The organism is Gemmatimonadota bacterium (assembly GCA_026705765.1).
GTDB lineage: Bacteria > Latescibacterota > UBA2968 > UBA2968 > UBA2968 > VXRD01.
Genome location: JAPPAB010000076.1, coordinates 44501 through 65309, shown reverse-complemented (window position 1 = coordinate 65309; position 20809 = coordinate 44501). Strand labels below are relative to the sequence as shown.

The following is a 20809-nucleotide window of genomic DNA, read 5'->3' as shown; positions in this document are numbered from 1 at the left end:
GCAGGAGGACGAGATGGGAGACATTTTATCTGTTGGACTGATTGGTGCAGGTTCGAATGCAGGGGGACATGCGCGCGGTATTGCGGCGAATGAGAATAACCGTCTGGCGGCGGTTATGGATATTGACCGCAGTCGGGCAGAGGCGCTTGCGGGTGAGCACAACGCCCGCGCTTATGGGGTGTTGGACGATTTGTTGAATGATCCCGAAGTTGAGGCCGTGCATGTGTGCTCGATCCACAAAGTACACGCAGAGCAGGTGGTTGCTGCGGCGCGCGCTGGAAAACACGTGCTGGTTGAAAAGCCGATGGCACTATCTGTGGCCGAATGCGACCGTATGATTGCTGCGTGTGAAGATGCCGGTGTGGTGCTGATGGTGGGGCAGGTGATGAGACACTTTCCCGTGAATTTGAAGGTGAAGGCGCTGATTCAGGAGGGTGCGATTGGCGAGGTCGGGCACATGATCCGCAGGCGATATGGCAATTTTGATCCCCCGGACCGGTCCTGGTATCTCGATCTGGATTTGGGCGGTGTTTGCGTTTTGTATTGTTTTGGCCCTCATGAGTACGATATTTTACCCTGGTACATCGATTCTCCCGTGGTTAAGGTCTATTCGCAGGGGAGTGAGAGCGCAGAGCGATACGCAGGGCAAAAGGATTCTTATTCGACGATTATGAATCACAAAGATGGTACAGTGAGTGTGCTGACGCAAACTGTGGTGACGCATACTGGCGCACATGATACGTATATTATGGGGAGTGAGGGTTCTATCTGGATGACCAATCAGAAATTGACGGTCAATGGCGAAGAGGTGCCCATAGATGAGACCACGAAGGTGGGGATGCCCAATCAGATTGCCGAATTTACAGATTGTTGCCTCAATGGAAAAGTGCCCGATGCCAATGGCAGGTCTGTGCGGCATACGATGGCTGTGATTGAGGCGGCAAAGCTCAGTGCTGAGTGTGGTGAATCGGTGATGGTGGACGAATAGACGAATAGACGAACCCCGCCCCACCACCCAAAGTCAGTGCAAATCCCGATTCGTAGATTCGTAGATTCGTAGATTCGTTTTTTAATGGAGAATATGCATGAACCAACCCAATGTGATTATCATTATGAGCGATCAGATGAAGGCAACGGCGAGCCATTTGTACGGCAGTGCCTTTTGTCACACGCCGTCGTTGGAGCGGATGGCGAATGAGGGGGTGTTGTTCAAACACGCGGTTACGCCGCATCCGCTGTGTGTGCCGTGTCGCATTTCGTTTTGGACTTCTCAGTTTCCACATTCGCACGGTGGGCGGCGAAATCAGACGCTGATGCCTGGGGATGCGACGCATGCGTTTAAGCTGTGGAAAGCCGCGGGGTATCGGTGTGGGTTGATTGGGAAAAATCATTGTTTTGAGGAACAAAGCGATCTCGATTTATTCGATGTGTGGTGTGAGATCGGACATGGAGGATTGCCCAGAGGTGCCGCGACAAGGGGGATGGATTGGTTTCGGTCGATTGAGTCGATCAATGCAGCACATGCGGTGAGAAGGAATTTGCCGGATATTAGTCCGCAGTTTTCCTATGGGGTTAGCGATTTTCCGCTGGAGGATTATTCGACCGGGTTGGTGGCGGGACAGACCGTGCGGTTTTTGGAGCAATTTGGCAATGATCCATTCGCGCTGTGGGTTTCCATTCCCGATCCTCATACGCCGTATGAATGTCCCGAGCGGTATGCGATTGCACCCGATGATGTGGTGATGCCGCCTTGGCGAGTAGATGAGTATAGCGATGGTACAGCGCCCGAACGCAACCGGGTATTGCATGCGATGATTGGGGTGGAAGATGATCCGATTGAAGACGTAAAGGGATGCGTGGGGGTGTATCACGGGATGGTGCGTTTTTTAGACGATGGCGTAGGGCAGATTTTAGACGCGCTGGATCGGCTCAATTTGCGCGAGAATACGGTTGTGGTTTTCTGTGCAGATCACGGCGATTTTTCGGGTGAACACGCGCAGATCGCCAAGGGGGGCGCGTTTTACGATTGTCTGACGCGCGTGCCGCTTATTGTGTCGTGGCCGGAGCAGATTCCGCAAGGTGTGGTGGATGAGAGCTGTGTCAATTTGATCGATATTGTGCCGACGGTTTTGCAATTGCAGGGGCACGATGTGCCGCGTTCTATGCATGGGGAGGGTTTGCCCACGGTTACGGATGCTGCACCGAGAGATGCGGCGTTTTCAGAATACGGCGCAGGCGGACCGGCATTTACAATGGCGGATTTGGAACAGTTTGAGAAGCCCTGGGGGCGTCGGGCGATTGGACAGTCTTTGCAATGGCGCGAGGCCGAGGGCCGCCGCAAGATGGTGCGTACAGCCGAATGGAAGTACGTGCATGATCCTATGGGAGATCGGGATGAGTTGTACGATCTTATGAACGATCCGTGGGAATTGTACAATGTGGTGGATAATGCCGATCACCGCGATGTTATCGCAGATTTGCAATTAAAATTGGCGGATTGGAGTATTCGCACAGAGGATGCGAGACCCGTTCCTATGCCGGAGTGAGGGATATAACTATGAGCCAACCGCATCCGGAAGTACAGAAATTTGTGCAGACATTTGAAAACGCGATGCACGATGATGGTCTGACAGATTTGCACAGCGGAGGGGTGGCTGCTGCAAGGGCTTTTAACGATTCGCGCAAAATGCCAGATGATATGTTGCCGCCTGTTTATTATGTGGAAGACAGCGCGATCTCGAGTGAAACGGGGGAGATTCCCATTCGCATTTATCGTCCCAATGACGACCGAGGGTTGCCGCTTCTCATGTGGTTTCACGGCGGGGGGTGGGTGCTGGGCGATCTGGATACTGGGGAGTTTAAATGCAGAAAGCTCGCACACGATGTGGGGTGCGTTGTCGTTTCGGTCGATTATCGCCGCGCGCCAGAAACGCCTTTTCCCGGTGCGATTGACGATTGTTTTGCCGCCACGCTATGGGCGGCGTCTTCAGCGGATGAGTTGGGGATTGATCCTTCTCGCATTGCCGTGGCTGGCGATAGTGCCGGGGGCAATTTGGCAGCCTGTGTCGCCCTTCGCGCCCGAGATGCGGAGTTAAATCTCGTTTTTCAATTACTCGTTTATCCCGTTATTGAGGCAAATTTTGATCGTACCTCTTATTCTGATAATGCCGAGGGGTATTTGCTCTCGGCGAGTGCGATGAAGTGGTTCTGGGATTGTTATGTTCCCAATATCGCAGACCGCAAACATCCCGATGTCGCGCCTATTCACGCTTCTGATCTATCTGGCCTGCCGCCCGCGCTGGTTATGACCGCGGAATTTGATCCCCTCCGAGACGAGGCTGAGGATTATGGTCATGCCTTAAAAGCCGCAGGTGTTGACACTGTTACACGGCGTTATATTGGTATGACGCATGCGTTTTATATGCTGCCAACCGAAAATCCCGTTAATGAAATTGACGCGGCGACCAATGAATCCATAGAGGCATTGCGCTGGGCTTTTGATAACTGTGAGCACCCGTAGGGATTGCGGCTTTAAGCAGGCGTTCGAGATGGGGGAGGTTGACAAGAGATTACTGATCACTGATGATCAACAACAGGAGACCCTATATGTCGTCATTAAAAGAACAATACGTAGAAGAGGGATATGTCGTTGTCAAAGATGTGCTCAATCCTGAGCAGGATATTTATCCCTTGCAAAAAGCCTATTCTGCGCTCCTTGATGCGCTGGCGCGAATTTATCTGGTTGAGGCTAATTCTGGAGCACTGGATAGATTTGAAGAGATGTCTTTTCCCGAGCGGTTTGCGATGTCGCTCGGTGCGAGTCGGGGAACGATTTTGCACCATCTCGATCCCGTGCTGAATATCTTTGTTTCGACTTTTCAGTGGCGCAAAGACCTGCCCGATGCGCGGATTCCCGAAATGTTTGCTCTTATGCGCCATCCAAAAGTCTTAGATGTTTTGGAGGTTCTTATCGGGCCGGAGATAGCTGCGTCGCCGATTTACCATTTTAATCTCAAACTGGCGCCCGATCATCTCAAGCTGGCAGATCAGGTGGCCGAGTCCGTGGGGGCAGATCTCTCAAAGGAGGGATTTTATACATTTCAGGTGGGCAAAACAGGATGGCACATGGACGCAGGTTCGGGCCTGAGAGATTCTCATGAGAGCGAGATTATCAATGCGTGGATTCCGATTACCCATGCGATCGAAGAAAATGGCTGTTTGGTGGTCATTCCCGGCAGTCACAAAGAAGGCGTTAAATACCATCCCTTTCCAGAAGATCTCGACACGCAGGGGGTTGCGCTGCCCGTTGAGCCTGGGGATATTGTTTTTTTAGATAATAAAGTGATGCACAGTTCTACGCCCAACACGAGCCGTGAAGATTATCGCTGGGCTTATAATTTCCGTTATCTTCCTATTGGACAGCCCCCTGGTCGTCCCTTTATACCGGGTTTTGTTGCGCGCAGCCGCTCGGCGCCAGAAACAGAACTGCACAATGCCTACGTATGGAGCGCGATGTGGGTTCGCTGTCTGGATTATCTCACTGAAAAGGGCGTGCCCGCATCTTATGAGGACAGGAGCAAAATGGGCCTTGAAGAAGCACAGGCGATTACCAGCCACTGGCGCGAACTCGCCCCCGATGTGGATGGTTGGTTGCGCCTGGGGAAGGATTGATATGGATAAGGTAAAAATCGGTATTATCGGTCTTGGCCCTTTTTGCTCCGGATATCATGTCCCGAATTTGCTCAAGAGGTCGGATGTGGAGGTCACGGCGGTTTGCGATATATCCCAGGCGTGTTTGGACGGGCGCAATAGGGGGTTGCGGGATAGTCGGGTATTTACCGATTACCGCGATATGATCGATTCCGATTTGGTTGATGGCGTGTTTGTCAGTACGCCTAATCGGGCGCATTTCGCGTCCTGCAAGTTGGCGCTTGAGCGCGGTATTCCGGCGATTGTCGATAAACCGATTACGGTGGCATTGGAAGATGCCGAGGAACTCGTCGGGTTGAGCAAGTCGCAAAATTGCATTTTGATGACGGCGTTCACGCGCCATTTTATGTCCAGTACGGAGTACGTGCGCAGACAAATTGCGTCTGGTGCGAGCACGCCACAAATGCTCACGGCTGTCCAGAGGAAAAGTCCCGTCAAGCGCGGTATAGAAGATGGGGGCATGTTGCATCGGCGCACGATTCACATTACAGATGTTTTGCCGTGGATCACGGGCAAGCGCGTGGTCAGAGTGGAGGGCACTATTCAATACGAGACCGGGCACATTGAGGAAACGCTGGTGGATATGCGTCTCGAATTTGAAGGGGGATTGTGCGCCAGTTTGCTCTGTATCAAGACCTGCGACGAAAATCAGGATGAGGTCAACGTATATACTGACAAGCAGAGTTATCGCCTGGAACGCGAACGCCTCTACACGATTACGCACAGGGATGGTTGGGCGCGTGTGGAGAATTTGCCTGAGTACGGCAATTCGAGCGATCACTTTGTCGAGGCGATTAAAGGCAATTGGCCTGATCCCGATGCCCCTTATGCCGATCCGCACAGTGAAGACGGTCTCCAGGCGCTGCGCGTTGTTTTTGCTATGCATCAAGCCGCACAAACAGGGCGTGTGGTGGATGTTTAATTGATGACACCTAAAATAGGAAACAAAAATGCCTTCTCAACCGAATATCGTTTTTATTCACGCCGAGAGCATGGATGGGCGAAAGATGGGCTGTATGGGCCATCCGGCTATGCAAAATGCCACGCCCAATATGGATCGCCTCGCCAGTGATGGGGTGCTGTTTACCAATGCGTACACCAATTGCCCGGTGTGCAATCCGTCGCGAGCGAGCATGTGGAGTGGAAAATATCCCAATTATTACGATTGCTGGAATAATCACGAAGGGCTGCACGAGAATGTGCCCACGTATCAAAATACATTTGAGAGCGCGGGTTATCAGACCTCTGCCATCGGTCCTATCGACTACGCCTATGGCAAACACTCTATTCGCGATCGCATTGGCTCGTGGACGCGCGCAGCCAATATTCGCCGGCCTATATGTCGCACGACCTTGCCGCAAGTCGTAGATGATGGCAAGGCGAATGGGCGAGATTGGGACCGGACGTATCAGGCTGTTGATCAGTTGCATCAATATGCCAGGAGCGACCGGCCCTTCTGGCTTTATCTCACTACGGGCCTGGTGCATCCCGCATTTACTGCGGAGAAACGCCACATGCCGTTGATCGATGCGGATAATGTCGATATTCCGCCGACTTTGATGCCGCTTGAAGCCACGCACAATCAGGCGATTGCGTATCAGCGCGTGACCAAAAATTGCGATAAACAGTTCTCCGAGAATATCGTTCGAGAGATTCGGCATACGTACTTTGCGATGATCGCCGCGCTCGACGAGATGGTCGGCCGGGTGCTTCAGACCGTCGATGATCTGGGGTTGCGCGATAATACGTATGTCATTTTTTCGAGCGATCACGGCGAAATGGCTGGCGATCAAAACCAGATTCTCAAGCGCTCGATGTACGAGGCATCATCCCATGTTCCTCTCATTATTCGCGGTCCCGATGTGCAAAAAGGCGTTGTCGTCGATACGCCCGTTTCTCTCGTTGATCTATATCCCGCGTTTATGGATATGGCGCGTATTTGCTATGACGATTATGCGGATAATGCAGCATATCCCGATACGCTGGACGGCGAATCCCTATTTCCGCAACTCGTTGAGGGGGCAGAGCGCGAACGCGATTGGGCGATGTGCGAATACCACGGCGACCGCTGTGCCACTGGCACGTTTATGTTGCGCCAGGGCGATTGGAAATACGTCAAGCACACGGGTTTTGAATCCGAACTTTTCGATCTCAAGGACGACCCAGATGAAACGACGGATCTCGTTCAGGACAAACCGGAGACCGCCCGCGAATTGGATCGGGTGCTGACCAGTAATTTCGATTGCGAAGGCATTGATGCGCGAGCAAAAGAATACGATCGTGAAAGTTTTGTCGCATGGCGCGAGCAGGCGCAAAAAGAAGGTATTTACGAGGATACAATGGCGCTCGTCTATAGCGGTCATGATCGCATTTGTATTGAGGATATTGCGCCGTGGACAGACGAGGATGAACAGCGAATTGAAGCATGGCTGGACGAATAGACGAATAGACGAATCAACGAACCCCACCCTGCTGCCCAGAGGCGTTAAAAACTCTATTGTAGATTCGCATTTACAAATATGCCTACTGCACTTCTCATTGTCGATCACGGTTCCAGGCGCGAAGAAGCCAATCAGATGCTTTACGGCGTTGCCGATATTCTGCGGCGAGAACGTCCCGAGATCATTGTTCACGTCGCACACATGGAACTGGCTGAACCCACTATCAGACAGGGCATTGAGGCCTGTGTGCGCGAGGGGGCGAGTGAGATTATAGTTCATCCCTACATGTTGTCTCCCGGACGTCACGCCACGGAGGATATTCCGCGTATGGCAACTGAATCGGGGGCTGCGTATCCAGATGTGCGTATCCGCGTTACCGAACCTCTTGGCTTGCACGAAAAACTCTGCGAGGTTATTCTCCAACGCGCCGGGTTGTGAGGGGAAGACGATTCCATGTCCACAGAAACCGCGACATCCTTTCGCTCTGCTTCAAGACGGTCTTTTCGCCCTGTTTTTTATATTACTGCTGCACACATGGCGTTGGATTTTTATATGGTCCTCACGCCGCCATTGTGGGCTTTTTTTCAGAGTCATTACAATCTCACGGTGGCGCAGTTTGCTTATTTGCCCACGGTGATTGTCTTTTGCGGTTCTATCACGCAGCCCTTTATGGGCTATTTTAGCGATGGACGCGATCGCATGGCCCTCGTTGCATTGGGGCTTTTTATCACGGGAATTTTTGTCTCCTGTATAGGCTTTGCGCCCACTGCTTATACACTCGCTATTTTTTTAATTTTCGCGTCTTTTGGATCCTCTCTTTTTCATCCCACCGCCGGGGGATTGGTTACGGCTTTAACGCCACATCGAGCCAATCTGTCTATGGCTATTTTTCTGACGGGGGGCACAACGGGGATGGCGCTCGCTTCAATTACCGGAACGCAAATTGTCGAGCGATACGGCATCCAATATCTGTGGCTTATTGTCATCCCCGTCTTGATCCTCGCGCCATTTATCCTGTGGCAGTCTCGAAAAGTTCCCGTACGTGAACGCCGCGTAACTGCGGGTAAAATTGATTTCTCCATTTTAAAAAAAGCCCGCTCTCTGTGGACGCTTTTTTCCATCAGTGTGTTGCGCTCTATTGTTCACACGGGATTTGTCAGTTTTACAGCTATTCTGGGGGCGTCTCGCGGTTGGGCTACCAGCGATATCGGTTGGGTTTTTTCCTGTTATTTGCTTTCCAGCACACTGGGGCGCATCACAGGCGGTTATCTGGCAGATCGCATGTCTCAGCGCAAACTCCTGGCTTTTTCGTGTGCCTCATCCGCAATTTTTCACGCTGGTTTTTGTCTGACAGACGGATATGTGTCGCTCATTTCGTTTTTTGTGGCGGGGTATTTATTCGATCTTGGCATTACGACGAATATCTCCCTGGCGCAACGCGCCTTGCCGCACAATACGAGTACGGCGACCGGATTGGTGATGGGTTTTTCCTGGAGCATGGCGGGCCTTGCCATGATCGGCGTGGGCAGTCTTGCGGAGTGGACCTCTACTGCTACTGCGCTTGTGGTTGTCTCCATGGTGCTTATCCCGGCAACACTTCTGGTTGCACTGCTGCCTTCTGAGTATGGTGAGGTTAGAAGTAGAAAAAATTAAAAGACAGGAATGGGATGGTTCACACGAAGACACGAAGACACAGAGAAAGACGGGGGGTGGGGACTGGGAACTGGGAGCTGAGGTGGTGTTACGCGCTTGCTGTGGTTATAAGTAGTAGTTTTTTACAGATAGCGCACGCACAGCCCGCGTATTCTCCCGGACAAATTCTCGTCAAGTTTCGCAATGCAAAGCCCTTACTTACACAATTCCGCGATCTATCTGAACGCCATGGTGTGACTGAGATTGAACCGCTTTTTACACCGCGAAGTACCAAGGTTATTTATCCCCATCCTTTGGCGCGTGTGTACCGCGTGCGTCTGTCAGGCGATCCAGGCGAAGCCGCAGCTGATTACGCATTGCGTCCCGATGTTGTGTACGCACAGCCCAATTATTTGTTTACGCACCACCAGGTGCCCGATGACCCTCGCTACGGCGATCAACGCGGCCTTCAGACTCTCGATTGGGAGTTGTTGCAACAAAACCTCGGTCCGATTCGGGAACAGATCGTTGTCGCGATCATTGATTCCGGCGTCGATTATAACCACGAAGACTTGCGCGATAATATCTGGCACAATGTAGCAGAAGTAGGGGGTGTGTCTGGCGTTGATGACGATGGGAATGGGTATATCGACGATATAAGGGGCTGGGATTTTACCCATGCGCCCGGTCTGCCGGGAATGGGTGATTACCTCATGCGCGACAACGATCCACAGGATGAATCGTCGCACGGTACGCGCGTTGCTGGCATTGTTGCAGCCACGACGAATAACAATCGGGGTATTGCCGGTATTGCGCCTAATGCACAGCTTATGGCACTGCGAGCGGGTTTGAGACGGCTTGGCGGCATTGGTTTTCTCGAAGAAGATGATATCGCTGCGGCTATTCTATATGCCGCGGAGAATGGCGCGCATGTTATCAATATGAGTTTAGGAGGCCCCGAGCGCACTTTTATTCTGGGCGATGTAATCCAATACGCGCATGCCCTGGGCGTTGTGCTCGTCGCCTCTGCGGGCAATTCGGGCGATGAGTTGGGGTATCCCGCGGGCCATCACTATACGATTGCCGTAGGTGCGGTAAACCACTCTGACCGTCTGGCGGGTTTTAGCAGTACGGGCTCGTCGCTCGATCTGGTTGCGCCGGGTGTCAGTATCCTCAGTACGCGTCTCAATAATCGCTATGCTTCAGGCTCAGGCACTTCTTTTTCTGCGCCTCACATATCCGGTTTGGCCGCGCTGATTCTCTCTCGCCGTCCCGATCTTTCGCCTCACTCTGTGCGCAATTTGCTCCTCGCATCTGCGATTGATCTGGGTCCGCCGGGGCACGACAATGACTACGGCGCAGGACGTGTGAGTGGCGCGCAACTGGCAAACCGCCTGAGTGCTTTCGATTCGCTGGTGGTTGCGATTCAATCTCCCACCAATGACGAGGGGGAAGATACCGCGTTTGATATTCGCGCTTCTGTTTCCGGCGCGCAGATCACGGGTTATCGCCTGTCTTATGGTATGGGACGCAATCCACAAACATGGACACGTCTTGCAGAGGGGACTGCTTCTCAGGATATACGCCATATTTGGGATGTTTCTGAGTTTGCAGATTCTGACGCGGTTTTGCGACTTGAGGCAGATTTGTCGGATGGTGCGGTTGTGGAAGACCGCGTTCGCGTTGCCATTGAAAAATCAGTACCCGCTATCACCGCACTTGTGTGTGGCGATGTATTGGAGGACGACCGCCGCGTTTTTGAATGCCGCTGGCGAACCGATCAGCGCGCACACGGGGGTATTGCCTATCGCTATGGCACGGATTTTGATACCCTTTACACCGGCCTGGTGCAAAACAAACACCGCGTTGTTCTGCCCCACACATTGCCTGCAGGTGTTGTGACATTTCACGTTTTGGCCGATGGAGAAAACAATATCCGCGCGGTGCATCCGGCGCAGACAATTGATTATGTTCCTTTTCGCGTCCCGCAAAACGGCTTTGTGGAAAGGGGCACATTGCCCGATGGATTTTTGCCGGATCGCGCGTCGGATTTCGACCGCGATGGCAGGTTGGAAATCGCGCTTATGCCCTATGTTACGGGCGATTCTTATGGGCCAGTGCATATTTACGAATACCAGACGGATGGTACATTTATCGATGAATTTCAAAGCGATGAGCGTTTTTTACCCTGGGCAATTGGCGATATTACAAATGATGGGACCGATGATTTATTGGGCGTGACCTATGAGCGTCTCGTGCTTTTTACAGATAGTTTCTCCAATCCCTATCCCGCGCAGGTGGAATTTGAACAGCGCGGTACATGGGGTGGCGATTTTGCCGATGTGGATGGCGATAGCATTCCAGATATTATCGCTCGCGCAGGCGATCAGCGCGGTATCCGCGTGATTCGCAATCTCGGTAGTGTGATCCGCGAGGAGGTATTTCTCGTGGATCCTTCGGAAGGTGATGGTGATCCCGGTCCGCGCTTTGTTGTTGCGGACTTTGATCGAGATGAGCAGCGGGAAATTCTCGCTGGCGATGGCGATGGCGATCTCTGGATGTACGAATATCGATCGGGAGAATATGTGCAGACATGGTACTTGCCGGGCGATGGGGATGCGCGCTGGATTGGTGGGGGCATGGACTTGGACGGCGATGGATTGGTTGAATTTGCCGTTGCTCGCGCGTACACAGATGCGTATGAGGCTTCCAATGGTTTCTGGGAGTTGGAGATTTACAGCATGCGTGCACCCGATACTTATGCGCGTGAATGGACGACGCGGATCCACGGGGTGGCGACCACGGGCAATGGAATTTCAGCAGGGGATGTCGATGGGGATGGCCTTGCCGATCTGATGGTATGTCTGCGTCCCGATCTCTACGCTTTTCGCGCCGAGAAACCCGACCACTATCGCCCAATCTGGCATACGCCGGTGGGGTTGATGCGTCGCGCACTCATTGCGGATCTGGATAGTGATTTTCGCAATGAAGTGCTTTTTAATTTGGATGGTGCAGTCCATATTGTTGAACGCGATGAACCGTCAGTTACGGTTGGATCGCCGCAGATTATACGCGCGCGGCCTCTGGGTCCAACCCGCATTGAAATAGACTGGATGCAGGTGCCCGGTGCGTCTTCTTATCAGATTTATCGCGCTGTCGGCGATGGCGCGCTCGATTATTTCGATGAGATTAGCGACCGTACGGTGTATATTGATTCCCTGTTGACGGAAGGCCAGACCTATCGCTATCAGATTGTCGCTGTGGTTGATCAGGATCTTCGTTCGGGTATTGTCTCTCTCACGCCGAATCGCGCGCCAGAAGTCGTGCGTGTTGAAACTCTGTCGGATAACCAGATTCAAATTTTTTTTTCGGAAGAGATGGGATCAGATGCGGCCCTGCCGTCGAGTTATCTGCTCGGCGGTGTTGGACAACCCACATCTGTGATTCTCGATCGGCAAAATACCCGGGCAGTTTTGTCTTTTGCCGTGCCGTTTCCCGTTCGGTACACACTGACTATTCTCAATGTATCCGATGCGAGTGGCACACCGCTTGGACTGATAACTATTTCAGATACTGTTGACCCAGACCTACTCTCGCGGGCGGATGTCGATGGCAGTGGTGTTGTCGATTTTGCAGATTTCCTATCTTTTGTCCGCGCATTTCAAACTTCTGATTCCACATTTGATTTTGACGGCGATGGCATTGTCACGTTCTCCGACTTTCTCATCTTTGCCAATCTCTTTGGTCGAAAGGTTGGGGCTGGGGGATAAGGTTATGGATATTGGTATTCCCAAACGCGCGTTTTTTCAGGTGGCTTTTCCCTGTGTGTTTCGCGCAGATGCTCCGGTAATAGATGGCGTACTGAATGACTGGAAGGCAACTTATCTGGTGCCGGATTTGACCGGGGTCGAGGGAAAAAAATCCTTTGCCGATGTATATATGGCCTGGCACGATACCGGGTTGTTTTTCGCCGTTGATGTGAAAGGTGGTGGTGGGCGTGCGCCCGATGTCCGCCGTCCATTGCGCGGTGATGGATTTCAGGTGTGGATTGACACGCGCGATGTGCGTAATGCGCCTCGAGGCAGCCGCTATTGTCATCATTTTTGTTTTTGGCCAGGGAAGGGCAGGGCACGAGCCGGGGGAAGACAGTTCCGTCTGCGACGGGCGAGAGCGCATCCGAGATTGTGCGATCCCACGCGTCTAAAAGTGGCTTCAAAGGTGCTCAAAACGGGGTATCGTCTGGAAGCCCATATTCCCGCTGCTGCAATGACCGGGTTTGATCCCGATGAGAATAATCGGATCGGTTTTACTTATTTGCTGCGCGATAAAAATCTGGGGCGACAAGTTTGGACGGCAGAAGAGATTTTGCCCGTGTCTTATGACCCGAGTTTGTGGGGTACAGCGGAATTGGTGAGGTGAGAGTTAAAAGACGAGAAGGGCGTTTGTATTTCGCCAAATAGTTTTGTATATTGGAAACATTGAACGTTGGTATCAATCGGATATAGTTTATATTCGAGGTTGGTGGCATGGCACAAGATAGCGAACTTTCTCAAGATCTCACCGATCGCGTGGAGCGTTTGGAGTCGCTGTTGACAATTAGTCGGTTGATGAATGCGACGTCAAACCAGGGGCGGTTGATCAGTGGTATTGCACATGAAATCTCCACGTATTTGGAGGCGGAACAGTGTTCGATTTTTTTTCACAACCGCCTGACGGATGAGCTATATACGCATGTTGGCGCCGGTATCGAAAAAGACACGCAGGTGCGAATCCCGAGCGATAGAGGGATCGCAGGGCATGTGTTTAAGAGCGGCGATGTGCGAAATGTTTTAGATACCTCCAAAGATCCTTTGTTTACCGATGTGCTTGGGTATGACACGCGTACCATGTTGGCCTTTCCGTTGCACAACAGGCGCAGAGAGGTGATAGGTGTGCTGGAGCTTCTGAACAAGAAAGGCGATCCGGAGTATTTTACAAAGGATGATGAGGATTTTCTGCACGAGGTAGCCGCGCAAATCGGTGGGTTGGTCGATATGATGCTGAGGCGAGAGGAGATGGCTCACCGAAATGAGTTGCTCGAAGCACAAATGGAACGATTGTCGGGATTTGAGCATCTGGTGGAGGACCGCACGGTTATCAATACGGTGTTTAAGTACAATCGCAAGATACACTATTGGGCAGGGTTGGTCGGCATGATTTTGTTGGCTATAATGTCTATTACTTCTCTTGTGATGGTACGGTCTTCTCTCGATCTTGAAAAAATGATGCTGGACTTGCATACAGGAGAACTTTTTGTGGGTCCTATCAACGCTTATATTTATACTGATATTGTTGCCTATGTTACATTGACGATTTGTCTTTCTGGTTTTCTGATGTATGCCTATCCACCGTTGAATCGCTGGATGAGGGCCAAGAAGGACCGACTTTCGCGGTTTATGATTCAAGCGGGCGTCCGTCAGCACAATCAAAATCGCCGGGTTCAAGAGGGGTTGCGAAAAGTACTGGGGGGACGAAATAATCCCTCTGGAAAAGCTTGATTTTGTGTTGGGAAAAGTTTATTATCATAGTCCGAGATATGAAACGAGAAAGGATATAGGAGGAATCAATGCGCTATTTGAGGTTTATGGCTTTGGGTTCGGTAATTCTGGGCGTTGTGATGGCTGGTATCGCTGGCTGTGGTGGTGGGCAAGAACAGGCGGGTAATAATCTGCCTGTGAGACGTGCGAAGATGCGCGAGATTAAGCTGAGTACAGACCGGATTATGGTCGCGCTGAAAAACGAGACGGTTGAGGGGGTTGCCGACGATGCCGAGAAGATTCAGGATGCGTTGAAAGCGGTGATTGATCTCTATCCGCCAGAACACGAGGAGAAGTACACGGTTTACAACCAGGCATCTCAAACACTGGCTTTGGGGATTGCATCGGCTGCCAAGGCGGGAAATGTCAAAGAGGCAAATAAGAAGTTCCGCGCCATGGTACCCTATTGCGGCAAGTGCCACGAAGATTGCGCGTTTTTGCTGGCTCCCGCATTTCCCGAGTATGAAGAGTGAGGTAGTAAAAATTAAAACTTAAAAAAGCGTCGGCTCAAGTAGCCGACGCTTTTTTTATTAAAATCGCCAGATTTTCAGGGCGGTTTTTCCGAATATCCATTCTCTGTCTTCTTCACTGAGGTCAGACAGATAATCCATCGGGATTTTGAGGCTGTTGTCATAGCCTTCACGTCTGCTTACGGGGGGATAGTCGCTTCCCCACATGACCCTTTGGAGACCGAAGGCTTCGATGGCCATGTCGGCGAGTGGGGGGATGGGATCAAAGGGCAAAGGAACGGGGCAGATTTCGCCGAATCCGGGAAGTTTGATTGATAGATTGGGCTGTTCGGCGAGTTCGAGGATTTTTTTGAAGGTATCATAAGGGGGCTGTTGGCCCTCGCCGATGCCCGCGAGGTGTTCGATCACAATGGACAGATTTGGAAATTCTCTGAGTACTTCTGCAAATTCATCGCTCAGAAGGCTCTGGGGACTGCTCGGCGCACTGACGACGAGGTCGAGTTCGGCTGCCGTGCGCCACTGCGCGAGGGGATCGGCGCAATCGGCGCGGCTATTTGCCGGAAGGCGAATGCCCACGATACCCTGTTCTGCCCATTGTCGCATGGCTGTGCCATCGTCTGTTGGTTCAACGATCATGGCGGCTTGAAATTTACCCGGATGTGCAGCCATGCTGTCGAGCATATACTGGTTATCCGAGTTTCCCGCGTACTGGATAAAGACAGCGCGATCAACACCAGATGTGTTCATATGGTAAAGCAGAGATCCTATGGGTTCGTATTTGTGAAGTCCGATGTGGCAGTGTGTATCGACAATGGTCATTGTGTACTCCGGGGCGGAATGAGGTCAAAATAATGCGCCCTGTTCGGGCGGTTGCGCGGGTTTTAGACAGTCGGGGGTATCATTTCTCGGGTTATTGACAAGAGTGGAAACGGGGTGTGCGATCATCTCTTGTGCGGAATAGGGAACGAGAAGATCCTGGAGGTCTGTTCGTTCTGTTGGGTCGAGCCAGAGGTCATACGCATCAGCCGGGAGAATAACGGGCATGCGGTTGTGAATCGGTGCCATCAGGGCGTTGGGTTCGGTTGTGATAATCGTACAGGATTGGATGCGTTGTCCTTCGGGCGAATGCCACGATTCCCATAGGCCAGCAAAAGCAAAGGGTGCGCCGGGTTTGAGCGCGATGTACATGGGGGTTTTGGTTCTGCCGTCGGAGTTGCGCTGCCATTCGTAAAATCCCGTTGCGGGAATCAGACATCTCCGTCTTTTGAAGGCCGTGCGAAATGAGGGTTTTTCCGCAAGGGTTTCTCCCCGCGCATTGATGAGTCGATTGCCTATTTTGTGATCTTTTGCCCACGATGGAATAAGCCCCCATTTGAAGGTGTCCGCCCGAGGCTCGGCTGTGTTGGCAATCGCCGTGATGTCCTGACCCGGTGCGATATTGTATCGCAAGGGTATCTCGTTGGGGAAAACAACCTGTGGAAATGCAAGCTGGTTTTCATCGCTTTGGGCAGCATAAACAAATCGACCGCACATGATATGATTCCTTGTTCATAGTTCGTAGATTATCTTTTCAAATATGTATAGTCTCTTCTCGCCAAATGTCAAGGTCTTTCCCTTAATAATTTTTGCTTGCTCGTGGACGGGTGTCTCATTACATTGGGCGGCGTTTTGATATATTGATCTTACATTTTTGATTGGAGGGATGTTATGGCAGCAGAGCTGGGTTTTGGCGTTGTTGGACTGGGTATGGGGACGAACCACTGTCGGTCTGTCACACGGGCCAATGGCGCAAAGTTGGTGGCTGTGTGCGATTTAGATGAGGATCGTTTGGGACCGACGGCTGAAGAATACGGATGCAAAGCTTATACGAGTTATGAAGAAATGCTTCAGGATGATGAGGTTCAGGTCGTCAATATTTGCGTTGAGTCTGGCAAGCACGCCGAGTTGGGTATTCAGGCCGCAGATGCGGGCAAGCACATGATCGTTGAGAAGCCCGCGGATATTACGCCTGAGCGCGTTGATCAATTAATTGGTGCGGTGAAGGATGCTGGCGTAAAGGTCGGGTGTATTTTTCAAGCGCGTCTGGAACCTCTAAACAGGCGGATTAAAGATGCGGTTGATAGCGGCAAGCTGGGCAAGTTGATCGGCGTTCACGGCCATTTGCCCTGGTATCGCGCGGATAGCTATTATCAGGGCGCACACGGATCGTGGAAGGGTACGTGGGATCTCGATGGGGGAGGGTCGCTGATGAATCAGGGCGTGCATACCGTCGATTTGATTCAGTGGCTTGCGGGCGGCGTCGAGTCTGTGATGGGTATGTTCGGCGTTTTTGGACACGATATCGAGGCAGAAGATCAGACTGTGGCGTTGTTCAAATTTAAGAATGGCGCGATTGGCACGGTTTATACGACGACCTGCTGCTATCCAGGGCTTCCGCAACTGGTGACTATTTACGGCGAGAATGGGTCGATTATGAAAGATGCTTCAAAGTTGATTTCCTGGAAAATTCAGGGTGAGAATGAGGCATCGGAAGAAGCAGAGATGCTGGGTTTTTACGGCGATCAGGAAGACAAACAGAAGAATATTTCAGCAGATCCGCTGGCCGTCAGTTCCGATGGACACACGTTGATTATCGAAGATCTCGTTGGGGCGATCAATGAAGACCGCGAGCCTATGATTGGTCTGGAAAGCGCGCGTCATGCCGTGGAAATTATTACTGCGGTGTTTGAATCTGGACGCACGGGGCGGGAAGTTAAGGTGGGGTAGGGGAAGTGTGAAGTGTGAAATAAAAAAAGCCAGATATTCTGTCTGGCTTTTTTTTATGGATTGTAGCCGGGGAATGCTTCTGCCATCGCCGCTTTGTCCGTGCCTGCGAATAGCCTATCACCGGTGTGTATCAGTGGACGACGTATCAACCGGGGCTGTTCAGCCATGAGGCGAATCAGTTCGTCCGCTGACACTTCTTCCCGGTCGAGTTTCAATGTTCGCGCCGAAGGACTCCGCCACGAGAATATGTCGGTTGGTGGAGTGTCGCCGAGCAATTCTCGAAGCTCTTCCTCAGAGAACTCATCCTTAAAGAAATCCCTTTCCTCCACATTAATGCCTTCTCGTGAAAGCCACGCTTTCACCTTGCGGCAAGAACTTCATCTGTTCCAGGTATAAAAGTTGATTTTGGCCATGGATATCTCCTGTATCTACATCGAAACGCCCAGTAGCCCTCGGGTGAATTGGAAGTCTGTATTGCCCGTTAGCGGTGTTTTGGGTGTGTATTGACGAGAGGCGATGGCGATGATCTGGTGTAATAGGGCGTCGGCATTGTGTTTGGGGTCGGTGTTGAAGATGAGGTCAAAGTCATCGCCGTAGGAATTAGCGACGCTTTCTTCGGCAGTTGTTTGAAGCATAGGGGTCAGGGGGTGGCCCTGCAAGGGGTGATTCCCTGAGTAGGCGACGATGAGGTGGACGCCTGTGCCGCCCAATCCCGTGAGGGTTTCGACCCAGTGGTCGGTCTGGCTGTCCATGATGTGATAGCCAGATTGGGTGGGATTTTGCCCATGTGCAAGGGAGGGTGCAGGTGGCGTGTTGCCCAAGACTTCGGATAAATAGATGGGATGGGTAAGAAAACTCGCATTGTCGGGTACAATGAGCGTGGCACCTGTGCCGATCAGAGTTTGAGATAGGATAGCGAGCGATTGCGCGGCAATATCGGAAATAGAACCAGAAGCGTGAAGGCCGATGCGGAGTGCGGACAGGCTGGTAGGAGTGATTTCAGGAGGAGAAGCCTGCGTGAACTGGTCGAGAAAATAGGCTTCGACCTTGTCGAGAACAGCCTCGATACCGCCGTCGAGTTGCACACTGGCCCATCCAAACGCATCGGGGCTGATCCCCCTGTCGTCCAGCGCGTGTCGAATATAGTCGTTGTGGGTCTTTTCACAGCCGTGTTCCAATAACAGGCATGTGTGTACGAGAGGGTGGATGAGGTAGCCGAGCATAGTGCGAGTGTAGAGGCGTTCGGTAGCCTCTCCCGATACGCCGCATCCTTCGGTGTGCGCGAGGGCGACGAAGCGCGAGATGCCCTTGTCGAGGCCCAGACCCTTTTCTGTGAGACGTTTTGCCGCCATCAGCGCGATTTGTCCGGAACACAGGCTGGTGGGGAGAATAAGGCCCAGGCGATCGGTTGTAAATCCATCCTGGGTGCGAATGGCTTCGAAATTGTGTTTGTCGGCGTCCAATGTCTGAATAGCGAGCGGCACGCCCTGGGGTTCGGGTCGGTTCTTGAGGTCGGGCAGGTGATCTGTTGAAGTCTGTCGCCATGTGCGCCATATCGAGACTTGCGCGTGTGCGGCTTTTTCGCCTTTGCTGCGTTCTCCCGAGGCGATTTTGCAGGTCAGGTCAAACATATCGCTGCCGAGGTCGTCCATGGAGGTGCCGTCCAGATACGCACCCGCGTTGACATCCATGTCTTTACTGAGTAGATGATAGCGTTCGGATGTGGTCACAATTTTGATGGTGGGCACAAAGGGGAAGTTTGTGATTGAGCCATTGCCCGTGATAAAGAAGATCATATTACACCCGGAAGCCACCTGTCCTGCGATGCTTTCGAGATCATTGCCCGGGCTGTCCATGAAATAGTACCCTGGATCGGTCATTGGTGCCGCGTAATCAATGACCGAATCGAGGCGGACATCCGGGTGGCGTTTCATGGCCGCGCCAATTGATTTGAGTACGATATTGTAGAGGCCGCGAAATTTGTTGCCCCCAGAAGGATTGCCTTCTGCTGTTGTGCCGTGCCAGGCGGCGAGGGTTTTATAGGCTTCTACTTTGTCGAGAAAACATTGGGCGACATCGTAAGATGATACACTTTGGAGGACGTAGGACTCCGCGCCGATGAGTTCATCGGTTTCTGCGAGGTTGGCAGAGCCGCCGTGGCGGATGATTTCTCTTGCCACCCACGAGGCCAATGGATTGCCAGAGATGCCAGAGAATGCGTCTGATCCGCCGCATTGAAGCGCTATTTTGATGTGCGATAGAGGTTCGGGCGTGCGGACCATTGCCTGGACTTGTGGCAACCATTTGGCAATGATGTTTTCACCCTGTTTTAGCGCGTTTTCAAAGCTGTCCTCAAGCGTGAGAAAGTGGTGTAAAACATGGTCGATGGGATAGTTGTTTTGCGCGAGAAAATCCCGAAGGTGCTGGTTGGTGATGGCTTCGTGACCGTAGTCTATTGCGAGTACTGCACCGACGTTTGGATGTACTATAAATCCTGCGAGTGTGCGCAATAAGAGGTCTTTGTTGTTGGGTATTTCAGTGCCGCCGCCTTCGGTGTGAGCTACTGCGATAATGTCATCGATATTGTGATAATCTCGTACGCGGCTTTTTAATCTCGTTTCGAGTTGTTTGGCATAACTCGCTGTGCGAGAGGATGTTCCCAGAATAATAATATTATTCCGCGTACCTACACCCCTGTCGCCGGGTCTTCTGTAACCCTGAAATGTACCGCACTGATCATAGCGTTTGACTTGCTCGCCTGCTTCAAAAGTGTCGGCATTGATCTGGTGCGGAACAATGCGATCTTCAAAGTTGGGCACGTCTGGAAGATCAAAGTCGAGATCTCGGAGTTTGAGGGCGTCGAGGATTTCCGGGTTGCAGGCGTAATCGCCGGGAGAGATATGGCGCGTTGCAATACCAAAGGGCAAGCCCCACGAGAGGAGGGGGGCGCCAGGCGCGATGGGTTGGAGGGCAAAGCGATGGCCTTCGAGGACGGTGTGCTGAAGCGCGAAGGTGTGTTCTGAATGGATGATCTGCGTGCCTCTGTCCAGTTTTCGAGTCGCAATCCCGACATTATCTCCCGGAAGAGGGAGACGACCGATTTCAGAAAATTTATATTTCATATGTTGCATTCCTTTGAAAAGTTTGTTCACAGTTATACGGAAAAGCAAAAATGATGTCAAGGGGTATGATATATGAGGTAAAAATCAATAAA

At 51.9% G+C, this 20809-nt stretch carries 17 protein-coding genes; 13 read left to right on the top strand and 4 right to left on the bottom strand.

Annotated features, from left to right (window positions below; all coding sequences use genetic code 11):
• Positions 1-13 precede the first annotated feature (13 nt).
• The 12 genes from OXH16_10005 (at position 14) to OXH16_09950 (ending at position 14832) form a co-directional block, all read left to right on the top strand.
• The gene (locus OXH16_10005) at positions 14-988 is read left to right on the top strand and encodes a Gfo/Idh/MocA family oxidoreductase (protein ID MCY3681722.1); all 975 of its coding nucleotides are present in this window, start codon (positions 14-16) and stop codon (positions 986-988) included.
• 97 nt (positions 989-1085) lie between these two features.
• Entirely contained in the window at positions 1086-2546 is a 1461-nt protein-coding gene (locus OXH16_10000) for a sulfatase-like hydrolase/transferase (protein MCY3681721.1), read from the top strand.
• 11 nt (positions 2547-2557) lie between these two features.
• Entirely contained in the window at positions 2558-3520 is a 963-nt protein-coding gene (locus OXH16_09995) for an alpha/beta hydrolase (GenBank protein MCY3681720.1), read from the top strand.
• 86 nt (positions 3521-3606) lie between these two features.
• A complete protein-coding gene (locus OXH16_09990) occupies positions 3607-4671 on the top strand; it encodes a phytanoyl-CoA dioxygenase family protein (protein MCY3681719.1) in 1065 nt (354 codons plus the stop codon).
• A gap of 1 nt (position 4672) precedes the next feature.
• Positions 4673-5632 carry a Gfo/Idh/MocA family oxidoreductase gene (locus tag OXH16_09985; GenBank protein MCY3681718.1) on the top strand — a complete coding sequence of 320 codons (960 nt, stop codon included), beginning with the start codon at positions 4673-4675 and terminating at the stop codon, positions 5630-5632.
• 28 nt (positions 5633-5660) lie between these two features.
• Positions 5661-7151: a sulfatase-like hydrolase/transferase gene (locus OXH16_09980; GenBank protein MCY3681717.1), complete on the top strand. Its 1491-nt coding sequence runs from the start codon at positions 5661-5663 to the stop codon at positions 7149-7151.
• A gap of 78 nt (positions 7152-7229) precedes the next feature.
• Complete coding sequence (locus tag OXH16_09975; GenBank protein ID MCY3681716.1) at positions 7230-7589, top strand: cobalamin biosynthesis protein CbiX; 360 nt, start codon at positions 7230-7232, stop codon at positions 7587-7589.
• Positions 7590-7604: 15 nt separating this feature from the next.
• The gene (locus tag OXH16_09970; protein MCY3681715.1) at positions 7605-8804 is read left to right on the top strand and encodes an MFS transporter; all 1200 of its coding nucleotides are present in this window, start codon (positions 7605-7607) and stop codon (positions 8802-8804) included.
• A gap of 14 nt (positions 8805-8818) precedes the next feature.
• Complete coding sequence (locus OXH16_09965; protein ID MCY3681714.1) at positions 8819-12553, top strand: S8 family serine peptidase; 3735 nt, start codon at positions 8819-8821, stop codon at positions 12551-12553.
• A gap of 4 nt (positions 12554-12557) precedes the next feature.
• Positions 12558-13202: a hypothetical protein gene (locus OXH16_09960; protein ID MCY3681713.1), complete on the top strand. Its 645-nt coding sequence runs from the start codon at positions 12558-12560 to the stop codon at positions 13200-13202.
• A gap of 107 nt (positions 13203-13309) precedes the next feature.
• The gene (locus OXH16_09955; GenBank protein ID MCY3681712.1) at positions 13310-14320 is read left to right on the top strand and encodes a GAF domain-containing protein; all 1011 of its coding nucleotides are present in this window, start codon (positions 13310-13312) and stop codon (positions 14318-14320) included.
• Between the two features lie 68 nt (positions 14321-14388).
• Positions 14389-14832: a hypothetical protein gene (locus OXH16_09950; protein MCY3681711.1), complete on the top strand. Its 444-nt coding sequence runs from the start codon at positions 14389-14391 to the stop codon at positions 14830-14832.
• Between the two features lie 57 nt (positions 14833-14889).
• On the opposite strand, the gene OXH16_09945 is transcribed toward OXH16_09950, so the two are convergent.
• Complete coding sequence (locus OXH16_09945) at positions 14890-15648, bottom strand: amidohydrolase family protein (protein ID MCY3681710.1); 759 nt, start codon at positions 15646-15648, stop codon at positions 14890-14892.
• A 24-nt stretch (positions 15649-15672) separates the two neighbouring features.
• A complete protein-coding gene (locus tag OXH16_09940; GenBank protein ID MCY3681709.1) occupies positions 15673-16362 on the bottom strand; it encodes an SOS response-associated peptidase in 690 nt (229 codons plus the stop codon).
• A gap of 174 nt (positions 16363-16536) precedes the next feature.
• Between OXH16_09940 and OXH16_09935 the strand changes: the two genes are divergently transcribed.
• Positions 16537-17595: a Gfo/Idh/MocA family oxidoreductase gene (locus OXH16_09935; protein MCY3681708.1), complete on the top strand. Its 1059-nt coding sequence runs from the start codon at positions 16537-16539 to the stop codon at positions 17593-17595.
• 53 nt (positions 17596-17648) lie between these two features.
• Here the strand turns inward: OXH16_09935 and OXH16_09930 are convergent, their stop codons facing one another.
• Positions 17649-17957 carry a hypothetical protein gene (locus tag OXH16_09930; protein MCY3681707.1) on the bottom strand — a complete coding sequence of 103 codons (309 nt, stop codon included), beginning with the start codon at positions 17955-17957 and terminating at the stop codon, positions 17649-17651.
• Between the two features lie 66 nt (positions 17958-18023).
• Positions 18024-20717 (bottom strand): UxaA family hydrolase, encoded by a 2694-nt coding sequence (locus OXH16_09925; GenBank protein MCY3681706.1) that lies wholly within the window; start codon positions 20715-20717, stop codon positions 18024-18026.
• Positions 20718-20809: the final 92 nt, after the last annotated feature.

Bases quoted from the DNA above. Each gene is read 5' to 3' on its own strand.
- OXH16_10005 (MCY3681722.1), top strand. From the start codon at position 14: ATGGGAGACATTTTATCTGTTGGACTGATTGGTGCAGGTTCGAATGCA.
- OXH16_10000 (MCY3681721.1), top strand. From the start codon at position 1,086: ATGAACCAACCCAATGTGATTATCATTATGAGCGATCAGATGAAGGCA.
- OXH16_09980 (MCY3681717.1), top strand. From the start codon at position 5,661: ATGCCTTCTCAACCGAATATCGTTTTTATTCACGCCGAGAGCATGGAT.
- OXH16_09940 (MCY3681709.1), bottom strand. From the start codon at position 16,362: ATGTGCGGTCGATTTGTTTATGCTGCCCAAAGCGATGAAAACCAGCTT.
- OXH16_09960 (MCY3681713.1), top strand. From the start codon at position 12,558: ATGGATATTGGTATTCCCAAACGCGCGTTTTTTCAGGTGGCTTTTCCC.
- OXH16_09985 (MCY3681718.1), top strand. From the start codon at position 4,673: ATGGATAAGGTAAAAATCGGTATTATCGGTCTTGGCCCTTTTTGCTCC.
- OXH16_09975 (MCY3681716.1), top strand. From the start codon at position 7,230: ATGCCTACTGCACTTCTCATTGTCGATCACGGTTCCAGGCGCGAAGAA.
- OXH16_09935 (MCY3681708.1), top strand. From the start codon at position 16,537: ATGGCAGCAGAGCTGGGTTTTGGCGTTGTTGGACTGGGTATGGGGACG.
- OXH16_09990 (MCY3681719.1), top strand. From the start codon at position 3,607: ATGTCGTCATTAAAAGAACAATACGTAGAAGAGGGATATGTCGTTGTC.
- OXH16_09925 (MCY3681706.1), bottom strand. From the start codon at position 20,717: ATGAAATATAAATTTTCTGAAATCGGTCGTCTCCCTCTTCCGGGAGAT.
- OXH16_09945 (MCY3681710.1), bottom strand. From the start codon at position 15,648: ATGACCATTGTCGATACACACTGCCACATCGGACTTCACAAATACGAA.
- OXH16_09970 (MCY3681715.1), top strand. From the start codon at position 7,605: ATGTCCACAGAAACCGCGACATCCTTTCGCTCTGCTTCAAGACGGTCT.
- OXH16_09950 (MCY3681711.1), top strand. From the start codon at position 14,389: ATGCGCTATTTGAGGTTTATGGCTTTGGGTTCGGTAATTCTGGGCGTT.
- OXH16_09955 (MCY3681712.1), top strand. From the start codon at position 13,310: ATGGCACAAGATAGCGAACTTTCTCAAGATCTCACCGATCGCGTGGAG.
- OXH16_09995 (MCY3681720.1), top strand. From the start codon at position 2,558: ATGAGCCAACCGCATCCGGAAGTACAGAAATTTGTGCAGACATTTGAA.
- OXH16_09965 (MCY3681714.1), top strand. From the start codon at position 8,819: ATGGTTCACACGAAGACACGAAGACACAGAGAAAGACGGGGGGTGGGG.